The following is a 17,122-nucleotide window of genomic DNA, read 5'->3' as shown; positions in this document are numbered from 1 at the left end:
CAAGGGTTAAAGGGGAAAGTACGGGTGATCGAATATCCCGATGCCGATCGGCTGATGGCGGGCGAACTGGGCGAATGGCTGGATGGTCAGCGCACCACGCGCCGGCTCGCGATCGAGAAATCGAACAACCGCATCTTCAATATCGCCATTGTCCTCTTGCCCTTGCTGGGCGCGCTCTGGGTGTTCGGCTTCTCGCCCTTCGACATTCCTATATTCGTCTGGGTGGTCGCAGGAGGCCTCGCGTGGGCGTGGACCCAGAAACCGAAATTCGATGCGAAGAAGCAGGTCAAATCGGGCATCAACGAAGCCATCGCGAAGTCGCTGGGGCTGGAATATTGCCATGACTGCGAGGGCAGCGAGGCATTCGAGCAGACGCGCGCCTTTCGCATGCTGCCTTCGCACGACCGCTCGAGCTTCGAGGACTTGTGGTCGGGCCATGCAGGGCCGCATCCCTTCCTGCTGCACGAGGCGCATCTCGAGGAGCGGCGCGGCTCGGGCAAGAACCAGCGCTGGGTCACGGTTTTTCGCGGCGCGATCCTGTCGATCGGTTTCGAGGAAAGGTTTCACGGCACCACCCTGCTCGCCCCCGACGGGCAGTTCAGCAAGTTCTTCGGCGGGGCAAAGGACACGATCAAGGTCGAGGGGACGATCCTCGACCGCGCGCAGATGGTGAGCCCCGAATTCGAGGACCGCTACGACGTCTATTCCACCGACCAGACCGAAGCGCGCTGGATGATGCATCCCGAATATATCGAGCGGCTGCTGGCGATGGAGAGCGCGTTCGGCGGCAGGGACAGCTCGGTCCTCTTCACCGGCGGCACGATGGTCATGGCGATCAACGGCGGGGACATGTTCGAAAGCGGCTCGCTCGACCACCACGAGGATGCCCATCTCGTGCGCGAGACGATCCGCCAGTTCGCCCAGCTCGCCGACGCGGCGCTGGCTTTGAACCGCATACGGTCGGACCAGGTGCGGACGCCCGCAACCCGCCTCTAGGGAAGCTCGACCGTGTCCTTCACGGTGCCGTAGACGAAGCTGGTGTTGATGGTCGCGATGCCAGGCGTGGTGTGAAGCGTTTCGCGCATGAAGGTCTCGTAATCGTCGAGGCCGGCGACCACGATCTGCAGCAGGTAATCCGAGCTCCCGGTCAGCAGGTGGCAGGACAGGATCTGCGGCGTTTCGCGCACTCGCTGCTCGAAAGTATCGACCACCTCGCGGTCATGGCGCGCCAGCGTCACTTGCACGAAAGCGGTCACCGGATAGCCTGCCGCCTCGCGGTCGACGAGCGCGACATAGCGTTCGATGACACCCGCCTTCTCCAGGTTCCTCACGCGCCGCAGACAGGGCGAAGGCGACAGGTTGACGCGGTCCGCCAGCTCCGCATTGGTGAGGCGCCCGTCGCGCTGCAGCTCTCTCAGGATCTGGCGATCTTTCCCGTCCATACCGCCCTCTTGTTAGCAGGATATGCCAATTTCACCCATGAAATTGGCACACTTTGCAGGGAAATGCCACAGCTGCATCGGTATATTGGCCTCAAACGCATGCAAAGAGGCATATTATGAGTCGCACCAAACTTTCCGGTTTCGCAAGCCGCGCCATCCATCACGGTTACGATCCAGCCGAAAACCAGGGCGCCCTCACGCCGCCCATGCACCTTGCGTCCACCTTTGCCTTTGAAAGCGCCGAACAGGGCGGCGCCATCTTCGCCGGCGAGCAGCCGGGCTATTTCTATTCGCGCATTTCCAATCCCACGGTGGACCTGCTGGAGCAGCGCCTGGCCGTACTCGAAGGAGCGGAAGCGGGCGTTGCCGCCGCCAGCGGCATGGGCGCGATCACGGCGGTCATGTGGAGCATCCTCGAGGCAGGCGACGAAATCGTCACCGACGAGACGCTCTACGGCTGCACCTTCGCCTTCTTCCGGCACGGGCTGGCGAAGTTCGGGGTCAAGGTCATCCACGTCGACCTGACCGATCCCGCCGCGCTGGAAGCAGCCATGAACGATCGCGTCAAAGTGGTGTATTTTGAAACTCCGGCCAACCCTAACATGCGGCTCGTCGACATCGCCGCGATCAGCGCGGTGGCGAAGCGCCACGGTGCGCAGGTGGTGGTCGACAACACCTATGCGACGCCTGCCCTCACGCGCCCGATCGAGCTTGGCGCCAACATCGTCGTCCATTCCGCGACGAAATACCTCGGCGGTCATGGCGACCTTGTCGGAGGGCTTGTCGCGGGCAGTGCCGGGATGATGCAGAAGGTCCGCCTCGAAGGCCTGAAGGACATGACGGGGGCCGTCATGAGCCCCTTCACCGCCACGCTGATCATGCGCGGCCTCAAGACGCTTGCCCTGCGCATGGAACGCCACAGCCGCACCGCGCTGGAAGTCGCGCAATGGCTCGAAGCGCAGCCGCAGGTCGCAGCGGTCCACTATCCGGGTCTGGAAAGCTTCGCCCAGCACGAACTGGCGACGCGGCAGATGGCGCTTCCGGGCGGGATGATCGCCTTCGACCTCGTGGGCGGTTACGACCAGGGCATCCGCTTCATGAACCGGCTCGAGATGATCATCCGTGCCGTTTCGCTCGGCGATGCCGAAACGCTGATCCAGCACCCGGCCAGCATGACCCATTCCACCTACACGCCCGAAGAGCGCGCGGCCCACGGCATCGGCGAAGGCTTGCTGCGCCTGTCCATCGGGCTGGAGGAGGCTGAGGACATCTTCGCCGACCTCGAGCAGGCACTCGCTGCATCGGAGCTTGCGATCGCGGCATAGGCCAATAGGGGCGCCCCACCCTTTCGGGAGGACGCCCCTACCGCTGCGACACCTGTTGAGGGGTCGGGGAGAGTGTTCAGGCTGTCGCAGCCCAAATCGTTGTGAGTGAAACGGTAGGATTGCGGACCCGGTTCCAGAAAGCTGCCATTCAGGAACGCCTAACTTCCTGTATTTTATAGATTGTTGGCGTGCCACATCGGTTGGCTTGCAAAATATTTGCGATAAACCGTGCGGTCTTCAGAAGGCTTTTTCGCGCTTCTGTTTACTTTTCGTTCCGGTCTTTGCATGGTCGAATCCGTGAGCCAGCCGCTGCCCCTTCCTGCCCTCCACGCCAGCCATGCCGGAACCTGGCTACGCGATGCGAACGGATCGACGCGCGGCTGTTCCAAGGGCGAGGCGGTCATGGCGGCTGCCGACACGCCGCTCCTGATGATGAACGCGCCGCTCGTGGCGAGTAGGCTGGGCTATCCAGATCTGTCCGGCCTCGACCTGCTAGAGCTTTTCGCCTTCGTCCATCCGGCCCGCTTTTGCGTTCCCACGCCGAAGGGGCTGGCCCACGCACTTGAGCTGGAAGAGCCTGCAGACGACGCGGACGTGCCTTTGCTCCTGCAAAAGGCGGCAGGCGCGCTGGTTGCGACATGCGAAAGCGATGGCTGGTCGGAACGCGAGGGCGCGTGGTCGACGCTGCAATCTCTGACGCGGCTGCGCTGGCCATGGGCGAACGTGCTCGCCCCCCATGTGCGCAAGCCCCAAAAGGCCGAGAAATGGCTCTTCACCAAGCTTCCCGAATGGGAAGAGGCGGCAGAGCGCCCCCAACCCGCACAGGTCCTGATCGACGAGCCGGAAATCGAAGCGCAGCTTGAACGGCTGACCGGTGAAGGGGCGGAACGGCGCGACGGGCAAAGGCTGTTCTCGCGCGGGGCAGGCCATGTCTTCTCGCCGCGCGACCGGCAAAAGCGGCCCCATGTCCTCCTCGCGCAGGCAGGAACGGGCATCGGCAAGACGCTGGGTTACCTTGCTCCCGCCTCGCTCTGGGCAGAGAAATCGGGCGGAACGGTCTGGGTCAGCACCTATACCAAGAACCTCCAGCGCCAGCTGCGCCGCGAAAGCACGCGGGCCTGGCCGGCCACGCGGCCCGACGGCTCGCCCCCCGTGGTCGTGCGCAAGGGGCGCGAGAACTATCTCTGTCTGTTGAACCTTGAAGATGCGCTGCAGGGCGGCTTCTCGGGCCGGCCCGCAGTGCTGGCACAGCTAATCGCGCGCTGGGCCGCCTATACGCAGGACGGCGACATGATCGGCGGCGACCTGCCCGGCTGGCTGGGAACGCTTTTCCGCAAGCGCGGCATCGCGGCCCTGACCGACCAGCGGGGCGAATGCGTCTATGCGGGCTGCCCGCATTACCGCAAATGCTTCATCGAACGCAGCGCACGGAACGCGGCGCAGGCCGATCTCGTCATCGCCAACCACGCGCTGGTGATGGTCAATGCTGCCCGCGGGCGCGATCCGAATGCGCGGCCCACGCGCATCGTGTTCGATGAGGGCCACCACGTGTTCGACGCGGCCGACAGCACCTTCTCGGCTGCGCTGACTGGGCAGGAAGCCATCGAGCTGCGGCGCTGGATCATCGGGCCAGAAAAGAACAGCCGCGGGCGGCGCCGAGGCCTTGCTGCACGCCTCGCCGATGTCGCCAGCTATGACGATGCAGGCGGCGAGGCAGTGGAGGCCGCAGTCGAAGCGGCGCAGGCGCTGCCTTCCGACGGTTGGCTCGGACGGCTGGTCGAGGGCACGCCCTTCGGCCCTCTCGAGGCGCTGCTCGCGCAGGTCCGCGCCGTCACCTATGCGCGCGATGAAAGCGGGCAGGAGGCGGGATACGGGATCGAGACCGAGACCTCCCAGCTTCCCGGCGAACTGGTCGAGGCGGCAGGCACCGCGGCGCAGGCGCTTGCCGCAATCCGCTCGCCCCTGCTCAAGCTGGCAGGCCGCCTCGAAGCGGTGCTGGAAGACGCGCCCGACTGGCTCGACGGACAAGGCCGCGCACGGATCGAAGGCGCGCGCCATTCGCTCGCCTGGCGGGTGGACCTCATCGCGGCATGGGAAGCCCTGCTGTCGCGCCTCGGCGGCCCCTCGGACCCGGAATTCGTCGACTGGCTGGCGGTGGACCGGAACGACGCGCGCGAATTCGATGTCGGCATCTACCGTCACTGGCTCGACCCGATGAAGCCCTTCGCCAAGGTCGTGCTCGAACCGGCACACGGCGTCATGCTGACCAGCGCCACGCTGACCGATCGCGACGAGAGCGGGCCCGACTGGCCCCACGCCATCGCCAAGAGCGGCACCCCGCACCTCGAACTGGTGCCCAAGACCCAGCAGGCGGACAGCCCCTTCGACTATGCGGGGCGCGCCGAGGTCCTGATTGTGACCGATATCCGCAAGGGCGACATCCCCGCGCTCGCCGGCGCCTATGCCCGCCTGATCGAGGCGAGCGATGGCGGCGTGCTCGGCCTGTTCACCGCCATCAGGCGCATGCGGGCCGTCTATGGCCGCATTGCCGACCGGCTCGCCCGGGCGGGCCTGCCGCTTTATGCCCAGCACGTCGACCCGATCGATACCGGCACGCTGACCGACATTTTCCGCGACGATCCCCGCGCCAGCCTGCTTGGCACCGATGCCCTGCGCGACGGGGTGGACGTGCCCGGCCGCTCGCTGCGCTGCGTGGTCATGGAAAGCGTGCCGTGGCCGCGCCCCACCATCCTCCACCGCGCGCGCCGTGCCGCCGCCGCAGAGGAAGAAGGCGGGGCACAGCGTTACGACGACCGCATCATCCGCGCGCGTCTTGCGCAGGCCTTCGGGCGGCTCATCCGCAGCCGCGAGGATTCGGGCCATTTCGTCGTGCTCTCACCCGCGTTTCCCAGCCGCTTGCTGTCGGCCTTTCCCGAAGGCACGCCTGTTTTACGCGTCACGCTCGACGAGGCTTTACAGCGCGTCGCTAAGGGTGTTGGAACGAAGGCATTCGAAGCTGCGGAGAGCGAATCCTCGTGAAGATCCTGGGCCTATTGCGCCATGCCAAGTCCGATTGGGGGCAGAGCGACAAGCGCGATTTCGACCGGGGCCTGAATGCGCGCGGCCGCAAGGGAGCGCGCCTGATCGGCGAACATATCCGCGATCACGGGGTGAAGTGGAACCGGCTCGTGGCAAGCCCTGCCGAGCGGGTGAAACTCACGCTTGGCGAAGCGGCCGTAGGGCCCGAGCCCGAATGGGATCGCCGCCTCTACCTCGCCTCCACCGAGACGATCTGCGACGTGATCGGCGAAACCGACGACAGCGTCGATGCCCTGCTGCTGGCAGGCCACAATCCCGGTTTCGGCGACATGGTGTTCGAACTGGTTTCACCCAGGAACGAGAACGACCTGTTCGACGAAGCGAAGGTGAAATTCCCGACCGCTGCCTTTGCGGTCTTCGAGCTCGATATCGACAGCTGGGCCGACCTGCAGGAAGGCTGCGGCAAACTGGTCCATTTCGCCCGCCCTCGCGATCTCGATGCGGAGCTTGGGCCGGAATACTAGTCCGTTTCGCTGCCCTCTTCCGCAGGGGGCAAATCGTCGACCATGACGAACTCCACCGGGAGCACAACGGCCACTTCCTGTGCCTGGCCTCCGGCGTCCAAATTGACGGGCGCGGGCGGCGATTGCGCTATGGCCCTGCAAACCAGGGCGTCGAGCTCGGCTGCTCCGCTCGACCGGTGCACGGCGCAGTCGCGCACCGTTCCGTCGACGCCGATCCTGAACATCGCCTCCACCCGGCCCTCGAAGCCCAGCCGAACGACTTCAAGCTGGTAGATCTGCTGCGCCCGGCTCGCGACCCGCAGGCTCCACCTGCGGGCGGCATCCCGCCAGCCAGCATCTGCTGAGTTGAGCGTGGAATTTTCGGCCTTCTGCTGCGCCAGCACAGGCGCGACGGGCGCAGCCACCAGCGCACCCCCGACTATCAGACTGGAAAAGGACCGCGCTCTCACGATGAGCAGGATAGTTCGTTATCTATCCCGTGGATACAGGAACTACCGCAGCACGCGCGGCCCGCTGCCGCTCTCGCCCCACCGGTCGTCCGCATTGTAGAGCGCGCATTTCTTCAGGCTGAGACAGCCGCAGCCGATACAGCCGTCGAGGTCTTCGCGGACCTTCTCCAGCGCCGCGATCTGCGCCTCGATGCGCTCGCGCACTGTGCGGCTGATTGTCTTCCAGTCCGCCGCATTCGGCGTCCGCCCCTGCGGTAGCGAGGCCATCGCCTGCTCGATCTCCGCCAGCGACAGGCCGAGCCTTTGCGCGATGAGGATGAAGCTGAGCCGCCTGATGTCACCGCGCAGGAAACGCCGCTGGTTGCCCGACGTGCGTAGCGCCGCGACTAGCCCCTTGTCTTCGTAGAAGCGGATGGCCGAGACAGACAGGCCGGTGCGCCGCGCCAGTTCGCCGATCGTAAGCAGGTCGTTCGCTTTCATCGATTACCGTCATAGCAAATTCAAACCTTGACCTCAACTTAGCTTGAGGTTGCATATGTCCCTGCATCGCACATCGCGGGCCGGCTTTCCGGTCCGTGCAGACAAGGAGAACCGCGATGCCCAAGGGCCGTATCGAACACGCCAATATTTCCGTCACCGATCCCGACCGCAGCGCCGCCCTGCTGGCAGAGCTGCTCGGCTGGCACGAACGCTGGAGCGGACCGTCCATGAACGATGGCCGGACGATCCATATCGGCGGCGAGGACAATTACGTCTCGCTCTACACCAATCCCGGCGTCTCCGGCGACTACCGCAAGGGCCAGCCGCTCAACCACATCGCCTTCATGGTCGACGATCTCGACGCGGCAGAAGAAGTCGTGGTGCGCCACGGGCTCGAACCCTTCAGCCACGGCAAATACGAACCCGGCCCGCGCTGCTTCTACTTCTTCGACTGGGACGGGATCGAGTTCGAGGTGGTCAGTTATGAATGAGGTCATACCCCGCCGCCCGCTGTTCGCACTGGCCCGCCACCGCCCCCTGAAGGCCTCTCGCACGAAGCTGCAAACACGCCCCTTCCCCCCAAGGCCGCATCCTGTATGACTTGCCGGCCGCGGCGCGTCGTGCCGCCTTCAGGGGAATGAGAGAATGAAGCCCGTCCTTCGCTGCGCCGCCGCCGCAATCGCGCTTTACGCCGCACCCGCTGCCGCCGAAACCGTCGTGGTTACCGCCGATCGTATGCTCGATGTCGAAACGGGCCGCTTCGTCGAAAATCCGGTAGTGACGGTGGTGGACGGCAAGGTGGCCAGCGTCGGGTCCGGCAGCGCGATACCGGCCGATGCCAAGCGGATCGACCTTGCCGGGCACACGCTGCTGCCCGGTCTCATCGACATGCACGTCCATCTCGACGGGCGGCCCGAATACGGGGGCTATTCCGGCCTCCAGTTCACCGACCGCTTCTGGACCGCCATCGGCGTCGCCAATGCGCGCACCATGCTCAAGGTCGGCTTCACCACCGTGCGCAACGTGGGCGACAGCGATTACAATGTCGCCGGGATCGACCAGGCGATCGAGGAAGGCTGGATTCCGGGTCCGCGCATCGTGAACGCAAACCACGCGCTGGGCGCGACCGGTGGCCACTGCGACGAGACATTCCTGCCGCCCAGTTTCGATGCGAAGAGCCCGGCGGTGGGCGACAGCCCCGACGAACTGCGCAAGCGCGTGCGCGAACAGCGCAAATACGGGGCGGAAGTTATCAAGGCCTGCGCCACCGGCGGCGTCTTCAGCCGCAACACCGCGCCGGGCATCCAGCAGCTGACGCTCGAGGAGCTGAAAGCCATTGCCGACGAAGCGCATTTCTGGGGCCTGAAGGCAGCCGCCCATGCGCATGGCGCCGATGGCATCAAGGCAGCGATCCGTGCAGGCTTCGACACGATCGAACACGCCAGCTACGCCGATGACGAGGCGATCAAGCTTGCCAAGGAACACGGCACCTACTTCTCGATGGATATCTACAACACCGAATACACGCTGAGCCAGGGCGCGGCGAACGGCGTACTGGAAGAAAACATCGCCAAGGAACGCGCCCTCAGCCAGGCGCAGCGCGACAATTTCCGCAAAGCCCACAAGGCAGGCGTCAAGATGGTCTTCGCCAGCGATGCGGCGGTCATGCCGCACGAGCTCGTGGGCGGTCAGTTCCGCGTCATGGTCGAATACGGCATGACCCCGATCGAAGCGATCCGCGCAGCCACGGTCAATGCGGCAGACGCGCTGGGCCAGAAGGGCCAGGTCGGCGTCATCAAGCCCGGTGCATGGGCCGACATGATTGCGGTCAGCGGCGATCCGCTGGCGGACGTCGGCGAGCTGGCCGACGTCGATGCCGTGATCAAGGGTGGTGTGCTGGTCGAGTAGCCGGCGCGGCGTGATAGCCCGCCAGTGCGCCCAGCGGCACGTCCTCGAACCGGACGAGCCAGCGTTTGGCCATTTTAGCCAGCGGCATGGGATTGAGGTAGTGGCGCTTGCAGCGCCCGTCGCGCTCGCTCGCCACGAGTTCCGCGCTTTCCAGCACGGCAAGGTGCTTGGCGACCGCCTGCCGGGTGATCGGCAGTTCCTCGCTCAGTTCCGAAAGGGTCAATCCGCCCTCTTCGCTCAACCTGTCGAGCAGGAGGCGGCGGGTGGGATCGGACAGGGCGACGAAGGTATCCGTCATGCACCCAAGGCTAACGGGCGCCCGGCGAGTCGCTCAAGATTGCGAGCCGCCGCGCGCCCCGTTTGTCCCCAGCTTGCTGCGGATCAGAACGCCTGCGCGCCGCCGAAAACGCCGATGATCAGCGGATCGCGGGTGGAGCGCGGATCGCGGCGGATGGCCGCTTCCTCGTTGCCGATCTCGTTCCAGATCGTATCGTCGATCCGGTCGGCGACGCGGGTTGCGACCTGCGATACGTTGACACCCGTCAGGGCGGCCAGCGCCTGGCCCACCAGCGGGTCCTGCGCCACGCGCATCGCCGTGCCCAGTTCCGGAACCATCGCATCGATCAGGCGCGTGCCGATTTCGCCGCGCAGGAAACCCGTCGCAGCGGTCGGGCCGCCGTTCACCAGCGCCACGGCGTTCTGGATGCCGATCACGCGAACCGCGTCGGTCACGATGGGCGCGGCCCGTTCGGCACCTTCATAGGCGATATCGCCGAAGGCATCGTACAGCCGGTCCTTGAACAGCGACGAGGTCAGGATCGTGCCGAGCACCCCGCCCCTTGCGCCCAGCAGGTTCTCCAGCCCGACCTGTGCGACTTGCTGGTCCCAGAAGCCGCCTTCGTCGAGCATGCGCGCAAAGGCACGCTCGCTCGACAGGTAAAGCAGGCGCTGCACGGCATCGACCAGGCTGAAACCGCCCAGCGTCGAGCAGGCTGGCAGCGCCAGCGCAGCGCCGCCCAGTGTCAGGCCGCCAAGGAACTTGCGGCGGTGGGTGGCAGTGGCGAGAATATCGTTCATTAAATCTACTCCTCGAAGGTCCCACCCTTGTCGCGCGGTATCTAGCCCGCCCATATGAACTCTCCGATGAACCGCGTGCGCTGCCTCGTCCTCAATGCCGCTCTCGGCCCGCTCGACTACAAGGTGCCGGACGGCATGCAGGTCGAACCGGGCCACGTTGTCGAATGCCCGCTCGGCCCGCGCACGATCATCGGAATCGTCTGGGAGGCTGAACGGCTTCCCGGAACCGAGGTTCCTGCAGAGAAGCTTCGCCCGATCAGGGGAATCCTCCCGGTCCCTCCTCTCTCCGCCCCGCTGCGGCGGCTGATCGAATGGACGGCCGACTATTACGTCGCCTCGCTGGCAGGCGTCGCGCGGATGGCGCTGTCGTCGGGCGGAGCGCTGAAGGGACCGGCGACCATTACCGAGTACCGCCTGACCGGCGGCATGCCCGAACGCCTCACGCCCCAGCGGCTTGCTGCAATGGAAGCGCTGGAGGGCGAACAGGCGACCATCCGCGAGCTTGCCGGAATTGCCGGTGTGTCCGAAGGCGTGCTTCGCGGCCTCGTAAACCAGGGCGTGCTCGAGCCGGTCGAGGTCGACTGCGACCGGCCCTATGACGAGGCGCGGCCCGATTTCACGCAGGTCGATCTCTCGCCCGAACAGTCGGAAGCCGCGGGAACATTGTCGAGGGCGGTCAGGGACGCGAAATTCGCGCCCTTCCTGCTCGACGGGGTAACCGGATCGGGCAAGACCGAGACCTATTTCGAACCCGTGGCCGAGGCATTGCGCATGGGTCGGCAGGTGCTGGTCCTGCTCCCCGAAATCGCGCTGACGGAAAATTTCCTTCACCGCTTCGAGGAGCGCTTCGGCGTGGCGCCGGTGCTGTGGCATTCCTCGCTCAAGTCGACCGAGCGACGGCGTGCCTGGCGCAATGTCGCCAGCGGTGAGGCACAAGTGGTGGTGGGCGCCCGCTCCGCCCTGTTCCTGCCGTTCCGCAGGCTCGGCTTCATCGTCGTCGACGAGGCACACGAGACCAGTTTCAAGCAGGAGGACGGCGTGCGCTACAACGCCCGCGACGTTGCCGTCATGCGCGCGCATTTCGAAGGCATCCCTGTGGTGCTCGCTAGCGCGACGCCGGCCCTCGAAAGCCTGCAAATGGCCGAGAGCGGGGTCTACGCGAAGCTCGACCTGCCCAGCCGTTTCGGCGGCGCCGAGCTGCCCTCCATCGACCTCGTCGACCTCACGCAGGAGAAACCGCCGCACGGCATGTGGCTCGCCCAGCGGCTGGTCGACGGCATCGCGGAGCGCCTCGAACGGGGCGAACAGTCGCTCCTGTTCCTCAATCGCCGCGGCTATGCCCCGCTCACGCTCTGCCGGAATTGCGGTTTCCGCTTCCAGTGCCCCAATTGCAGCGCATGGCTGGTCGAACACCGTTTCACCCGCCGCCTCGCCTGCCACCACTGCGGCCACGAGACCCCCAGCCCCGATCGGTGCCCCGAATGCGGCGAACCGGATTGCCTTGTCGCTTGCGGACCCGGGGTTGAACGAATTGCGGACGAGATTGCGGAGCGTTTGCCCGACGCAAGGGTGTTCGTGGCGACATCGGATACGCTCAATTCGCCCGGACGCGCCGCCGAATTCATCGCGCAGGTCGAAGGCGGCGCCATCGACGTGATCGTCGGCACACAGCTCGTGACCAAGGGCTTCCACTTTCCCGAGCTGACGCTGGTCGGCGTAGTCGACGCCGACCTCGGCCTTGAAGGCGGCGACCTGAGGGCGGGCGAGCGGACCTACCAACAGGTCGCGCAGGTCGCAGGCCGTGCAGGTCGCGGGGAAAAGCCGGGGGAGGTCCTGATCCAGACGCGGCATCCCGAAGCCAGCGTGATTTCCGCCCTGGCAGCAGGCGATCGCGATGCGTTTTACTCGGTCGAGACCGAGATGCGCCGCGAAGCCGGTGCCCCGCCTTTTGGTCGCTGGGCGTCGATCATCATTTCCTCTGAAGACGAGGCGGAAGCCCGCGAGGCCGCGCGCAGGATCGGCGATACCCGCCCGCAGGTGGACGATCTCATGATCCTCGGCCCCGCGCCCGCTCCTATGGCGCTTCTCCGTGGCCGCTATCGTTATCGCCTGCTCATGAATGCGCGCCGTTCGGTGCAACTGCAGGACGTAATCAGGCGCTGGCTAGGCAGCATTGACCACCCGCCGGGCGTGCGTGTGGGTGTGGATATCGACCCCTATTCCTTTGTTTGATTTGGCCGGTTCTCTCGATTAGCATCCTCCACAGGGATTCGCGGGGACTGCATGGCCGACACAGTGGCCGACCCGCACAAAGTTGGGGTCTGCACATGCGTCTTTTCGCCAAAATTCTTGCTGCTTTCGCAGCTCTCGTTGCCATGCCGGCCCATGCCGCCGACTGGTTCCTTGCCGAAACCGATCACTTCAAGATCTATTCGCGCGATTCCAAGTCGAGCACGGAAGAATTCGCCCAGGACCTGGAACGGCTGGACGAGGTCCTGCGCATCATCAGCGGCGTCGGACCTGACGACGGCAGCCTGCCGCCCTCCTCCAAGGTCATCGTTTTCCGCTTCGGCGAGACACGCGACATGGCTGTCCTGGCCGGCCAACCGGGCAGCGGCATCGGCGGGTTTTTCATCCCCCGCGCCTCGGGTTCCTACGCCTTCGTCCCTCGCCGTCAGAACGTGACCTACGAACGCAGCAACCAGGACCGTTTCAGCGGACTGGAGCTGGAACCCAAGGCCGTCCTGTTCCACGAATACGTGCACTATTTCATGTTCCAGCACCGCAACGCCCCGTACCCCGCTTGGTACCGCGAAGGCTTTGCAGAGGTGTTTTCGACGCTGCGCTCGGAAGGAAACCGCTTCGTGATCGGCGATGCGCCAACGTGGCGGAGCCTGGAAATCATGGCGGTCAATCTCGACGTCGAGAAGATGATGGATCCGCCGGCGAAACCCGATCGTGAAACGGTTGCGCGCACCTATGGTCACGGTTGGCTGCTCGCCAGCCTGCTGAACTTCACCCCGGAACGCCGCCCGCAGATCACCGATTACGTCACGCGCCTTGCTCGCGGCGAAGGCCGGCTCGACGCGGCCAAGGCCGCTTTCGGCGATCTCGACCAGCTTGAGAAGGAACTGGACTCCTATCGCCGCGGCTCGGCCAAGGTACTCAAGGTGCCTTACATGAACGCCGAAAAGCCGAAGGTGAAGATCCGCCAGCTCAGCGCCGACGAGGAAGCGCGTATCGACCTGATGATCGAATCGAAAGTTGGCGTCGACGAAAAGGCGGCAGCCAAGCAGCTCCCGAAGGCGCGTGCGCTGGTCGAACAATTCCCGCAAAGCGTGCCGGTGCTCCTTGCCGCAGCCGAGGTCGAGTTCGACAACAAGAATTACACCGAAGCGGAAGCACTCTCGAACAAGGCACTCGCCATCAATCCAGACTCGACCGAAGCCGCGATCAACCTGGCCAACACCTCGTTGATGCGTTCGCTCGACGACAAGGCAATGATGGCGCAGGCGCGCGAACGTTTCATCGCGGCCAACAACATGGAGAACGACCATCCGGTCCCGCTCTACGGCTATTACCTGACCTATTTGCTGTCGGGCGAAGAAGCACCCGATTCAGCCAAGAACGCTCTCGAAAGCGCCTATCAGTACGCGCCTTTCGATACAGGCATCCGCCAGACTCTGGCGCACATGTTCCTGCTCGAAGGCGAAATCGGCATCACCAAGTCGCTTCTCAACCCGCTGATCCAGACGGGTCACGGCACCCGCGTAGCCCGCTGCCTCTCCTATGAACTCGACCTGTTCGAAAAGGGCGACAAGGAACCGCTGCTCAAGCGCCTCAAGCCCAAGCATCCGGCCTCCGAAGAGAAGGAGGAAGAGCCCAAGGACGATGCAGAACCGGCAGCCGACGGAGAAGGCACAGAAGGTTCCGATTGCGGCGAAAGCACCGAGACCGCCTGATCCCATGAACGGCGGGCGCCGGTCGTCCGCCGCCCTTTCACGACTGTGTTGCGGCAAGAAGGATTGAGCCCAAGCGCTTTTGAAGCGATAGCCGGAGCCTATGTGCAACCTCTACCGCATGACCAAGAACGCGACCGAAGTCGCCCAGCTGTTCGACTTGGTGGCGGAAATCGGCAGCAATGCGGGCGGCGAGATTTATCCGGGATATTCCGGCCTCGTTCTTGCCGGCGGCAAGGTCGAGACGATGACCTGGGGCTTTCCGCTGCCGCGCAAGGGCGCGAAGGGCCAGCCGCTCAAGCCCAAGCCGGTCAACAATGCGCGGACCGACAAGTTGTCCGGCCCGTTCTGGAAGAGCAGCTTCATTGAGCGGCGATGCCTGATTCCGCTGGAAGGCTTTGCCGAAGCGCAAGGGCCCAAGGGGTCAATGACCCGGACCTGGATGACACTGCCGGGCAGCGAGGTGTTCACGGTCGCCGGGATCTGGCGAAAGAGCGCGGAATGGGGCGACTGCTATTCGATGGTCATGACCGATGCATCGGAGCAGATGTCCGCAATCCATGACCGGATGCCCGTGATCCTGACGGAGAGCGACCGCGAGACGTGGATGGACGGCTCGCCGGACGATGCCTTTGCCCTGTGCCGACCGTTCGCTGGCGAACTGGCGATCGACCGCACGGACATCCCGTGGGCCGGGCAATCCGCGCAATCGTCTCTCTTCTAGGCACCGGCGCTATCCTCGCGCATTGAGGGCGCATGGCAGACACTACCGGCGGCCCGATCCTCGTCCCCATCCTCGGCGACCAGTTGACCCGCGACCTCGCCAGCCTGAGGGGCAGGTCGAAGGACGATACGGTGGTCCTGATGATGGAAGTCTGGGACGAGGCGACTTACGTCCGGCACCACAAGCAGAAGATCGTGCTGGTCTTTTCCGCCATGCGCCACTTCGCCGCCGAGCTGCGCGATGCGGGGTGGACGGTCGAATACGTGCGGCTCGAAGCCGAGCACAATGCGGGCAGTCTGACCGGCGAGGTCGCCCGGGCGGTGAAGGAGCATTCACCCCGGGCCATTCATGTCGTTGAGCCGGGCGAATGGCGCTTGCGAGAGGATTTCGACCAGTGGGCCGACAAGTTTCCCTGCGAAGTTCTCATCCTGCCGGATGACCGGTTCGTTTCCACCCAGGCGGAATTCGATGACTGGGCCGAAGGGCGCAAGGAACTGCGGATGGAGTACTTCTACCGCGAGATGCGCCGCAAGACCGGCCTGCTGATGAACGATAACGATCCTGAAGGCGGCGAGTGGAATTACGATAGCGAGAACCGCAAGCCGCCCAAGGAAGGCCTGTCAGCGCCCGAACGCCCGAAGTTCGAGCCGGACGACATCACCGGGGAGGTCATCGCTCTCGTCGAGGAGCGGTTCGGCGACCACTTCGGCAGCCTCGAGCGGTTCGAATGGCCGGTCACGCGCGAAGAGGCCGAAGAGGCGGCCGATGCCTTCTTTGCAGAGCGTATCGAATGTTTCGGACCGTATCAGGACGCCATGATCGCAGGCGAGGACGATCTGTTCCATTCGATGCTTTCGACCAGCATCAACCTCGGCCTGCTCGACCCGCTCGAACTGTGTCGCCGCGCAGAAAAGGCGTACCGCGATGGCCGGGCTCCGCTCAATTCGGTCGAAGGCTTCATCCGCCAGATCATCGGCTGGCGCGAATATGTCCGGCGGTTCTACTGGCACCAGATGCCGCGGCTGCAATCGGCGAACGAGCTGGACGCAAGGCGCAAACTGCCGGAATTCTACTGGACCGGAGATACGGACATGGCCTGCCTTGCCGACTGCATCCGCTCGACGCGCGACAATGCGCACGCCCACCATATCCAGCGCCTGATGGTCCTCGGCAATTTCGCCCTGCTTGCCGGCATCGACCCGCAGGAGGTGCAGGACTGGTTCCTGGTCGTCTACGCTGACGCCTATGAATGGGTCGAACTGCCCAATGTGGCCGCAATGATCCTGTATGCGGATGGCGGCAAGCTGGCTTCCAAGCCCTATGCCGCGTCCGGCAATTACATCAACAAGATGAGCAATTACTGCTCCGGCTGCCGTTATGTGGTCAGCAAGAAAACCGGACCCGACGCTTGCCCCTTCAACCCGCTGTACTGGCATTTCATGGACCGCCACCGCGAGCGGCTGGAACGCAACGCACGGATCGGGAGGATCTATTCGACCTGGGACAGGATGGACGCCGAAAAGCGCCGGGAATATCTCGACAGCGCGGACGCGATTCTTGCCCGCCTCACCCCGGCGAAGAAAGGTTGGGCCCGCGCCTAGGCAGCCTCGTCTGTGCCGGTCTTGGCCTGCGCGATGAGCAGCTTTTCAGCCTCTGCGGTCCGGCTCATCGAGATGACGTGGTCGACGCCGTCGATAGTGATGGCGAGCTTGCCTTCCTGGGTGATCTCGATGAACCCCTTGGACTTCAGGTACCACGCGTGGAACTCGAAATTCTCGTCAGAGCAGTCGAGCATTCGCTGGAGGTAGTACCCCATCACGCCCGGATCGGTCGCGCTTTCACGACGCTGCTTGTAGAGGTGGAACAGGATTTTCTCGTGCGCTTCGGCGTCCTCGATTGCCGATTCCTCGGTTATCTGGACCGCTTCGTTGGCGGGGAAGGCGAAGAACGCACCCTTGTTGTGTTCGCGGTAGACACGGTCGTATTCCGCCCGTTTTTCCGGGTTCCGGAGGACGCTGTAGGCGGCGATTATTTCCTGGAACTTGTCGACATCGGCGGTGTCGGTGTGGTCCGGGTGATACATCTGCGCAGAATAGCGGTATGCCTTTTCCAGCATCTTCGCATCGCAGGTCGGATTGACCTGAAGCAGCGCATAATAATCTACGAATTCCTGTCCGCTATCCATCGCCCAATCC

Annotated in this window: 16 protein-coding genes; 10 read left to right on the top strand and 6 right to left on the bottom strand. The window is 64.5% G+C overall.

Features of this window, described 5'->3' with window-relative positions; genetic code table 11:
- Positions 1–24: 24 nt before the first annotated feature.
- On the top strand, positions 25–996 hold the full coding sequence (locus LCL94_RS13490) for a DUF3137 domain-containing protein (protein ID WP_224832235.1): 972 nt from the start codon (positions 25–27) through the stop codon (positions 994–996).
- Here LCL94_RS13490 and LCL94_RS11015 read toward each other — a convergent pair.
- Positions 993–1,442: an Lrp/AsnC family transcriptional regulator gene (locus tag LCL94_RS11015; protein WP_160606375.1), complete on the bottom strand. Its 450-nt coding sequence runs from the start codon at positions 1,440–1,442 to the stop codon at positions 993–995. The genes LCL94_RS13490 and LCL94_RS11015 overlap by 4 nt on opposite strands.
- A gap of 116 nt (positions 1,443–1,558) precedes the next feature.
- Between LCL94_RS11015 and LCL94_RS11010 the strand changes: the two genes are divergently transcribed.
- The 3 genes from LCL94_RS11010 (at position 1,559) to LCL94_RS11000 (ending at position 6,330) form a co-directional block, all read left to right on the top strand.
- Positions 1,559–2,767: a methionine gamma-lyase gene (locus LCL94_RS11010; protein WP_224832234.1), complete on the top strand. Its 1,209-nt coding sequence runs from the start codon at positions 1,559–1,561 to the stop codon at positions 2,765–2,767.
- 285 nt (positions 2,768–3,052) lie between these two features.
- A complete protein-coding gene (locus LCL94_RS11005; protein ID WP_224832233.1) occupies positions 3,053–5,806 on the top strand; it encodes an ATP-dependent DNA helicase in 2,754 nt (917 codons plus the stop codon).
- Positions 5,803–6,330 (top strand): SixA phosphatase family protein, encoded by a 528-nt coding sequence (locus LCL94_RS11000; protein ID WP_224832232.1) that lies wholly within the window; start codon positions 5,803–5,805, stop codon positions 6,328–6,330. Before LCL94_RS11005 ends, LCL94_RS11000 begins: the two co-directional genes overlap by 4 nt.
- Here LCL94_RS11000 and LCL94_RS10995 read toward each other — a convergent pair.
- Entirely contained in the window at positions 6,327–6,734 is a 408-nt protein-coding gene (locus LCL94_RS10995) for a TonB family protein (RefSeq protein ID WP_224832231.1), read from the bottom strand. The two genes, LCL94_RS11000 and LCL94_RS10995, sit on opposite strands and share 4 nt — an antisense overlap.
- An 87-nt stretch (positions 6,735–6,821) precedes the next feature.
- Positions 6,822–7,259, bottom strand: a complete 438-nt coding sequence (soxR, locus tag LCL94_RS10990) for a redox-sensitive transcriptional activator SoxR (RefSeq protein ID WP_224832230.1) — start codon at positions 7,257–7,259, stop codon at positions 6,822–6,824.
- 116 nt (positions 7,260–7,375) lie between these two features.
- Between soxR and LCL94_RS10985 the strand changes: the two genes are divergently transcribed.
- Both LCL94_RS10985 and LCL94_RS10980 read left to right on the top strand, forming a co-directional pair.
- Positions 7,376–7,750, top strand: coding sequence for a VOC family protein (locus tag LCL94_RS10985; protein ID WP_224832229.1), 375 nt, complete (start codon positions 7,376–7,378; stop codon positions 7,748–7,750).
- Positions 7,751–7,904: 154 nt separating this feature from the next.
- Entirely contained in the window at positions 7,905–9,167 is a 1,263-nt protein-coding gene (locus LCL94_RS10980; protein WP_224832228.1) for a metal-dependent hydrolase family protein, read from the top strand.
- Here the strand turns inward: LCL94_RS10980 and LCL94_RS10975 are convergent.
- Together LCL94_RS10975 and LCL94_RS10970 are read right to left on the bottom strand one after the other, a co-directional pair.
- Positions 9,142–9,465: an ArsR/SmtB family transcription factor gene (locus LCL94_RS10975; RefSeq protein WP_160606367.1), complete on the bottom strand. Its 324-nt coding sequence runs from the start codon at positions 9,463–9,465 to the stop codon at positions 9,142–9,144. The two genes, LCL94_RS10980 and LCL94_RS10975, sit on opposite strands and share 26 nt — an antisense overlap.
- A gap of 83 nt (positions 9,466–9,548) precedes the next feature.
- Entirely contained in the window at positions 9,549–10,244 is a 696-nt protein-coding gene (locus tag LCL94_RS10970; RefSeq protein WP_224832227.1) for a DUF4197 domain-containing protein, read from the bottom strand.
- Positions 10,245–10,310: 66 nt separating this feature from the next.
- Between LCL94_RS10970 and LCL94_RS10965 the strand changes: the two genes are divergently transcribed.
- The 4 genes from LCL94_RS10965 (at position 10,311) to LCL94_RS10950 (ending at position 16,528) form a co-directional block, all read left to right on the top strand.
- A complete protein-coding gene (locus LCL94_RS10965; protein WP_224832707.1) occupies positions 10,311–12,476 on the top strand; it encodes a primosomal protein N' in 2,166 nt (721 codons plus the stop codon).
- A gap of 95 nt (positions 12,477–12,571) precedes the next feature.
- Complete coding sequence (locus tag LCL94_RS10960) at positions 12,572–14,206, top strand: hypothetical protein (RefSeq protein WP_224832226.1); 1,635 nt, start codon at positions 12,572–12,574, stop codon at positions 14,204–14,206.
- Positions 14,207–14,306: 100 nt separating this feature from the next.
- Positions 14,307–14,927 (top strand): SOS response-associated peptidase, encoded by a 621-nt coding sequence (locus LCL94_RS10955; RefSeq protein ID WP_224832225.1) that lies wholly within the window; start codon positions 14,307–14,309, stop codon positions 14,925–14,927.
- 32 nt (positions 14,928–14,959) lie between these two features.
- Positions 14,960–16,528 (top strand): cryptochrome/photolyase family protein, encoded by a 1,569-nt coding sequence (locus LCL94_RS10950; RefSeq protein ID WP_224832224.1) that lies wholly within the window; start codon positions 14,960–14,962, stop codon positions 16,526–16,528.
- Here LCL94_RS10950 and LCL94_RS10945 read toward each other — a convergent pair.
- Positions 16,525–17,112, bottom strand: a complete 588-nt coding sequence (locus tag LCL94_RS10945) for a J domain-containing protein (protein ID WP_224832223.1) — start codon at positions 17,110–17,112, stop codon at positions 16,525–16,527. The two genes, LCL94_RS10950 and LCL94_RS10945, sit on opposite strands and share 4 nt — an antisense overlap.
- Between the last annotated feature and the right edge of the window lie 10 nt (positions 17,113–17,122).

Source organism: Qipengyuania gaetbuli (assembly GCF_020171365.1).
Lineage (GTDB): Bacteria > Pseudomonadota > Alphaproteobacteria > Sphingomonadales > Sphingomonadaceae > Qipengyuania > Qipengyuania gaetbuli_B.
Note: the sequence above shows the minus strand (reverse complement) of the source record. Positions and strands in the feature narration are given on the sequence as shown.

What these genes read in the sequence shown, in the direction of transcription:
- LCL94_RS11015 (WP_160606375.1), bottom strand. Translation starts at nt 1,442, where the DNA reads ATGGACGGGAAAGATCGCCAGATCCTGAGAGAGCTGCAGCGCGACGGG.
- LCL94_RS11010 (WP_224832234.1), top strand. Translation starts at nt 1,559, where the DNA reads ATGAGTCGCACCAAACTTTCCGGTTTCGCAAGCCGCGCCATCCATCAC.
- LCL94_RS11005 (WP_224832233.1), top strand. Translation starts at nt 3,053, where the DNA reads ATGGTCGAATCCGTGAGCCAGCCGCTGCCCCTTCCTGCCCTCCACGCC.
- soxR (WP_224832230.1), bottom strand. Translation starts at nt 7,259, where the DNA reads ATGAAAGCGAACGACCTGCTTACGATCGGCGAACTGGCGCGGCGCACC.
- LCL94_RS10985 (WP_224832229.1), top strand. Translation starts at nt 7,376, where the DNA reads ATGCCCAAGGGCCGTATCGAACACGCCAATATTTCCGTCACCGATCCC.
- LCL94_RS10980 (WP_224832228.1), top strand. Translation starts at nt 7,905, where the DNA reads ATGAAGCCCGTCCTTCGCTGCGCCGCCGCCGCAATCGCGCTTTACGCC.
- LCL94_RS10975 (WP_160606367.1), bottom strand. Translation starts at nt 9,465, where the DNA reads ATGACGGATACCTTCGTCGCCCTGTCCGATCCCACCCGCCGCCTCCTG.
- LCL94_RS10970 (WP_224832227.1), bottom strand. Translation starts at nt 10,244, where the DNA reads ATGAACGATATTCTCGCCACTGCCACCCACCGCCGCAAGTTCCTTGGC.
- LCL94_RS10965 (WP_224832707.1), top strand. Translation starts at nt 10,311, where the DNA reads ATGAACCGCGTGCGCTGCCTCGTCCTCAATGCCGCTCTCGGCCCGCTC.
- LCL94_RS10960 (WP_224832226.1), top strand. Translation starts at nt 12,572, where the DNA reads ATGCGTCTTTTCGCCAAAATTCTTGCTGCTTTCGCAGCTCTCGTTGCC.
- LCL94_RS10955 (WP_224832225.1), top strand. Translation starts at nt 14,307, where the DNA reads ATGTGCAACCTCTACCGCATGACCAAGAACGCGACCGAAGTCGCCCAG.
- LCL94_RS10950 (WP_224832224.1), top strand. Translation starts at nt 14,960, where the DNA reads ATGGCAGACACTACCGGCGGCCCGATCCTCGTCCCCATCCTCGGCGAC.
- LCL94_RS10945 (WP_224832223.1), bottom strand. Translation starts at nt 17,112, where the DNA reads ATGGATAGCGGACAGGAATTCGTAGATTATTATGCGCTGCTTCAGGTC.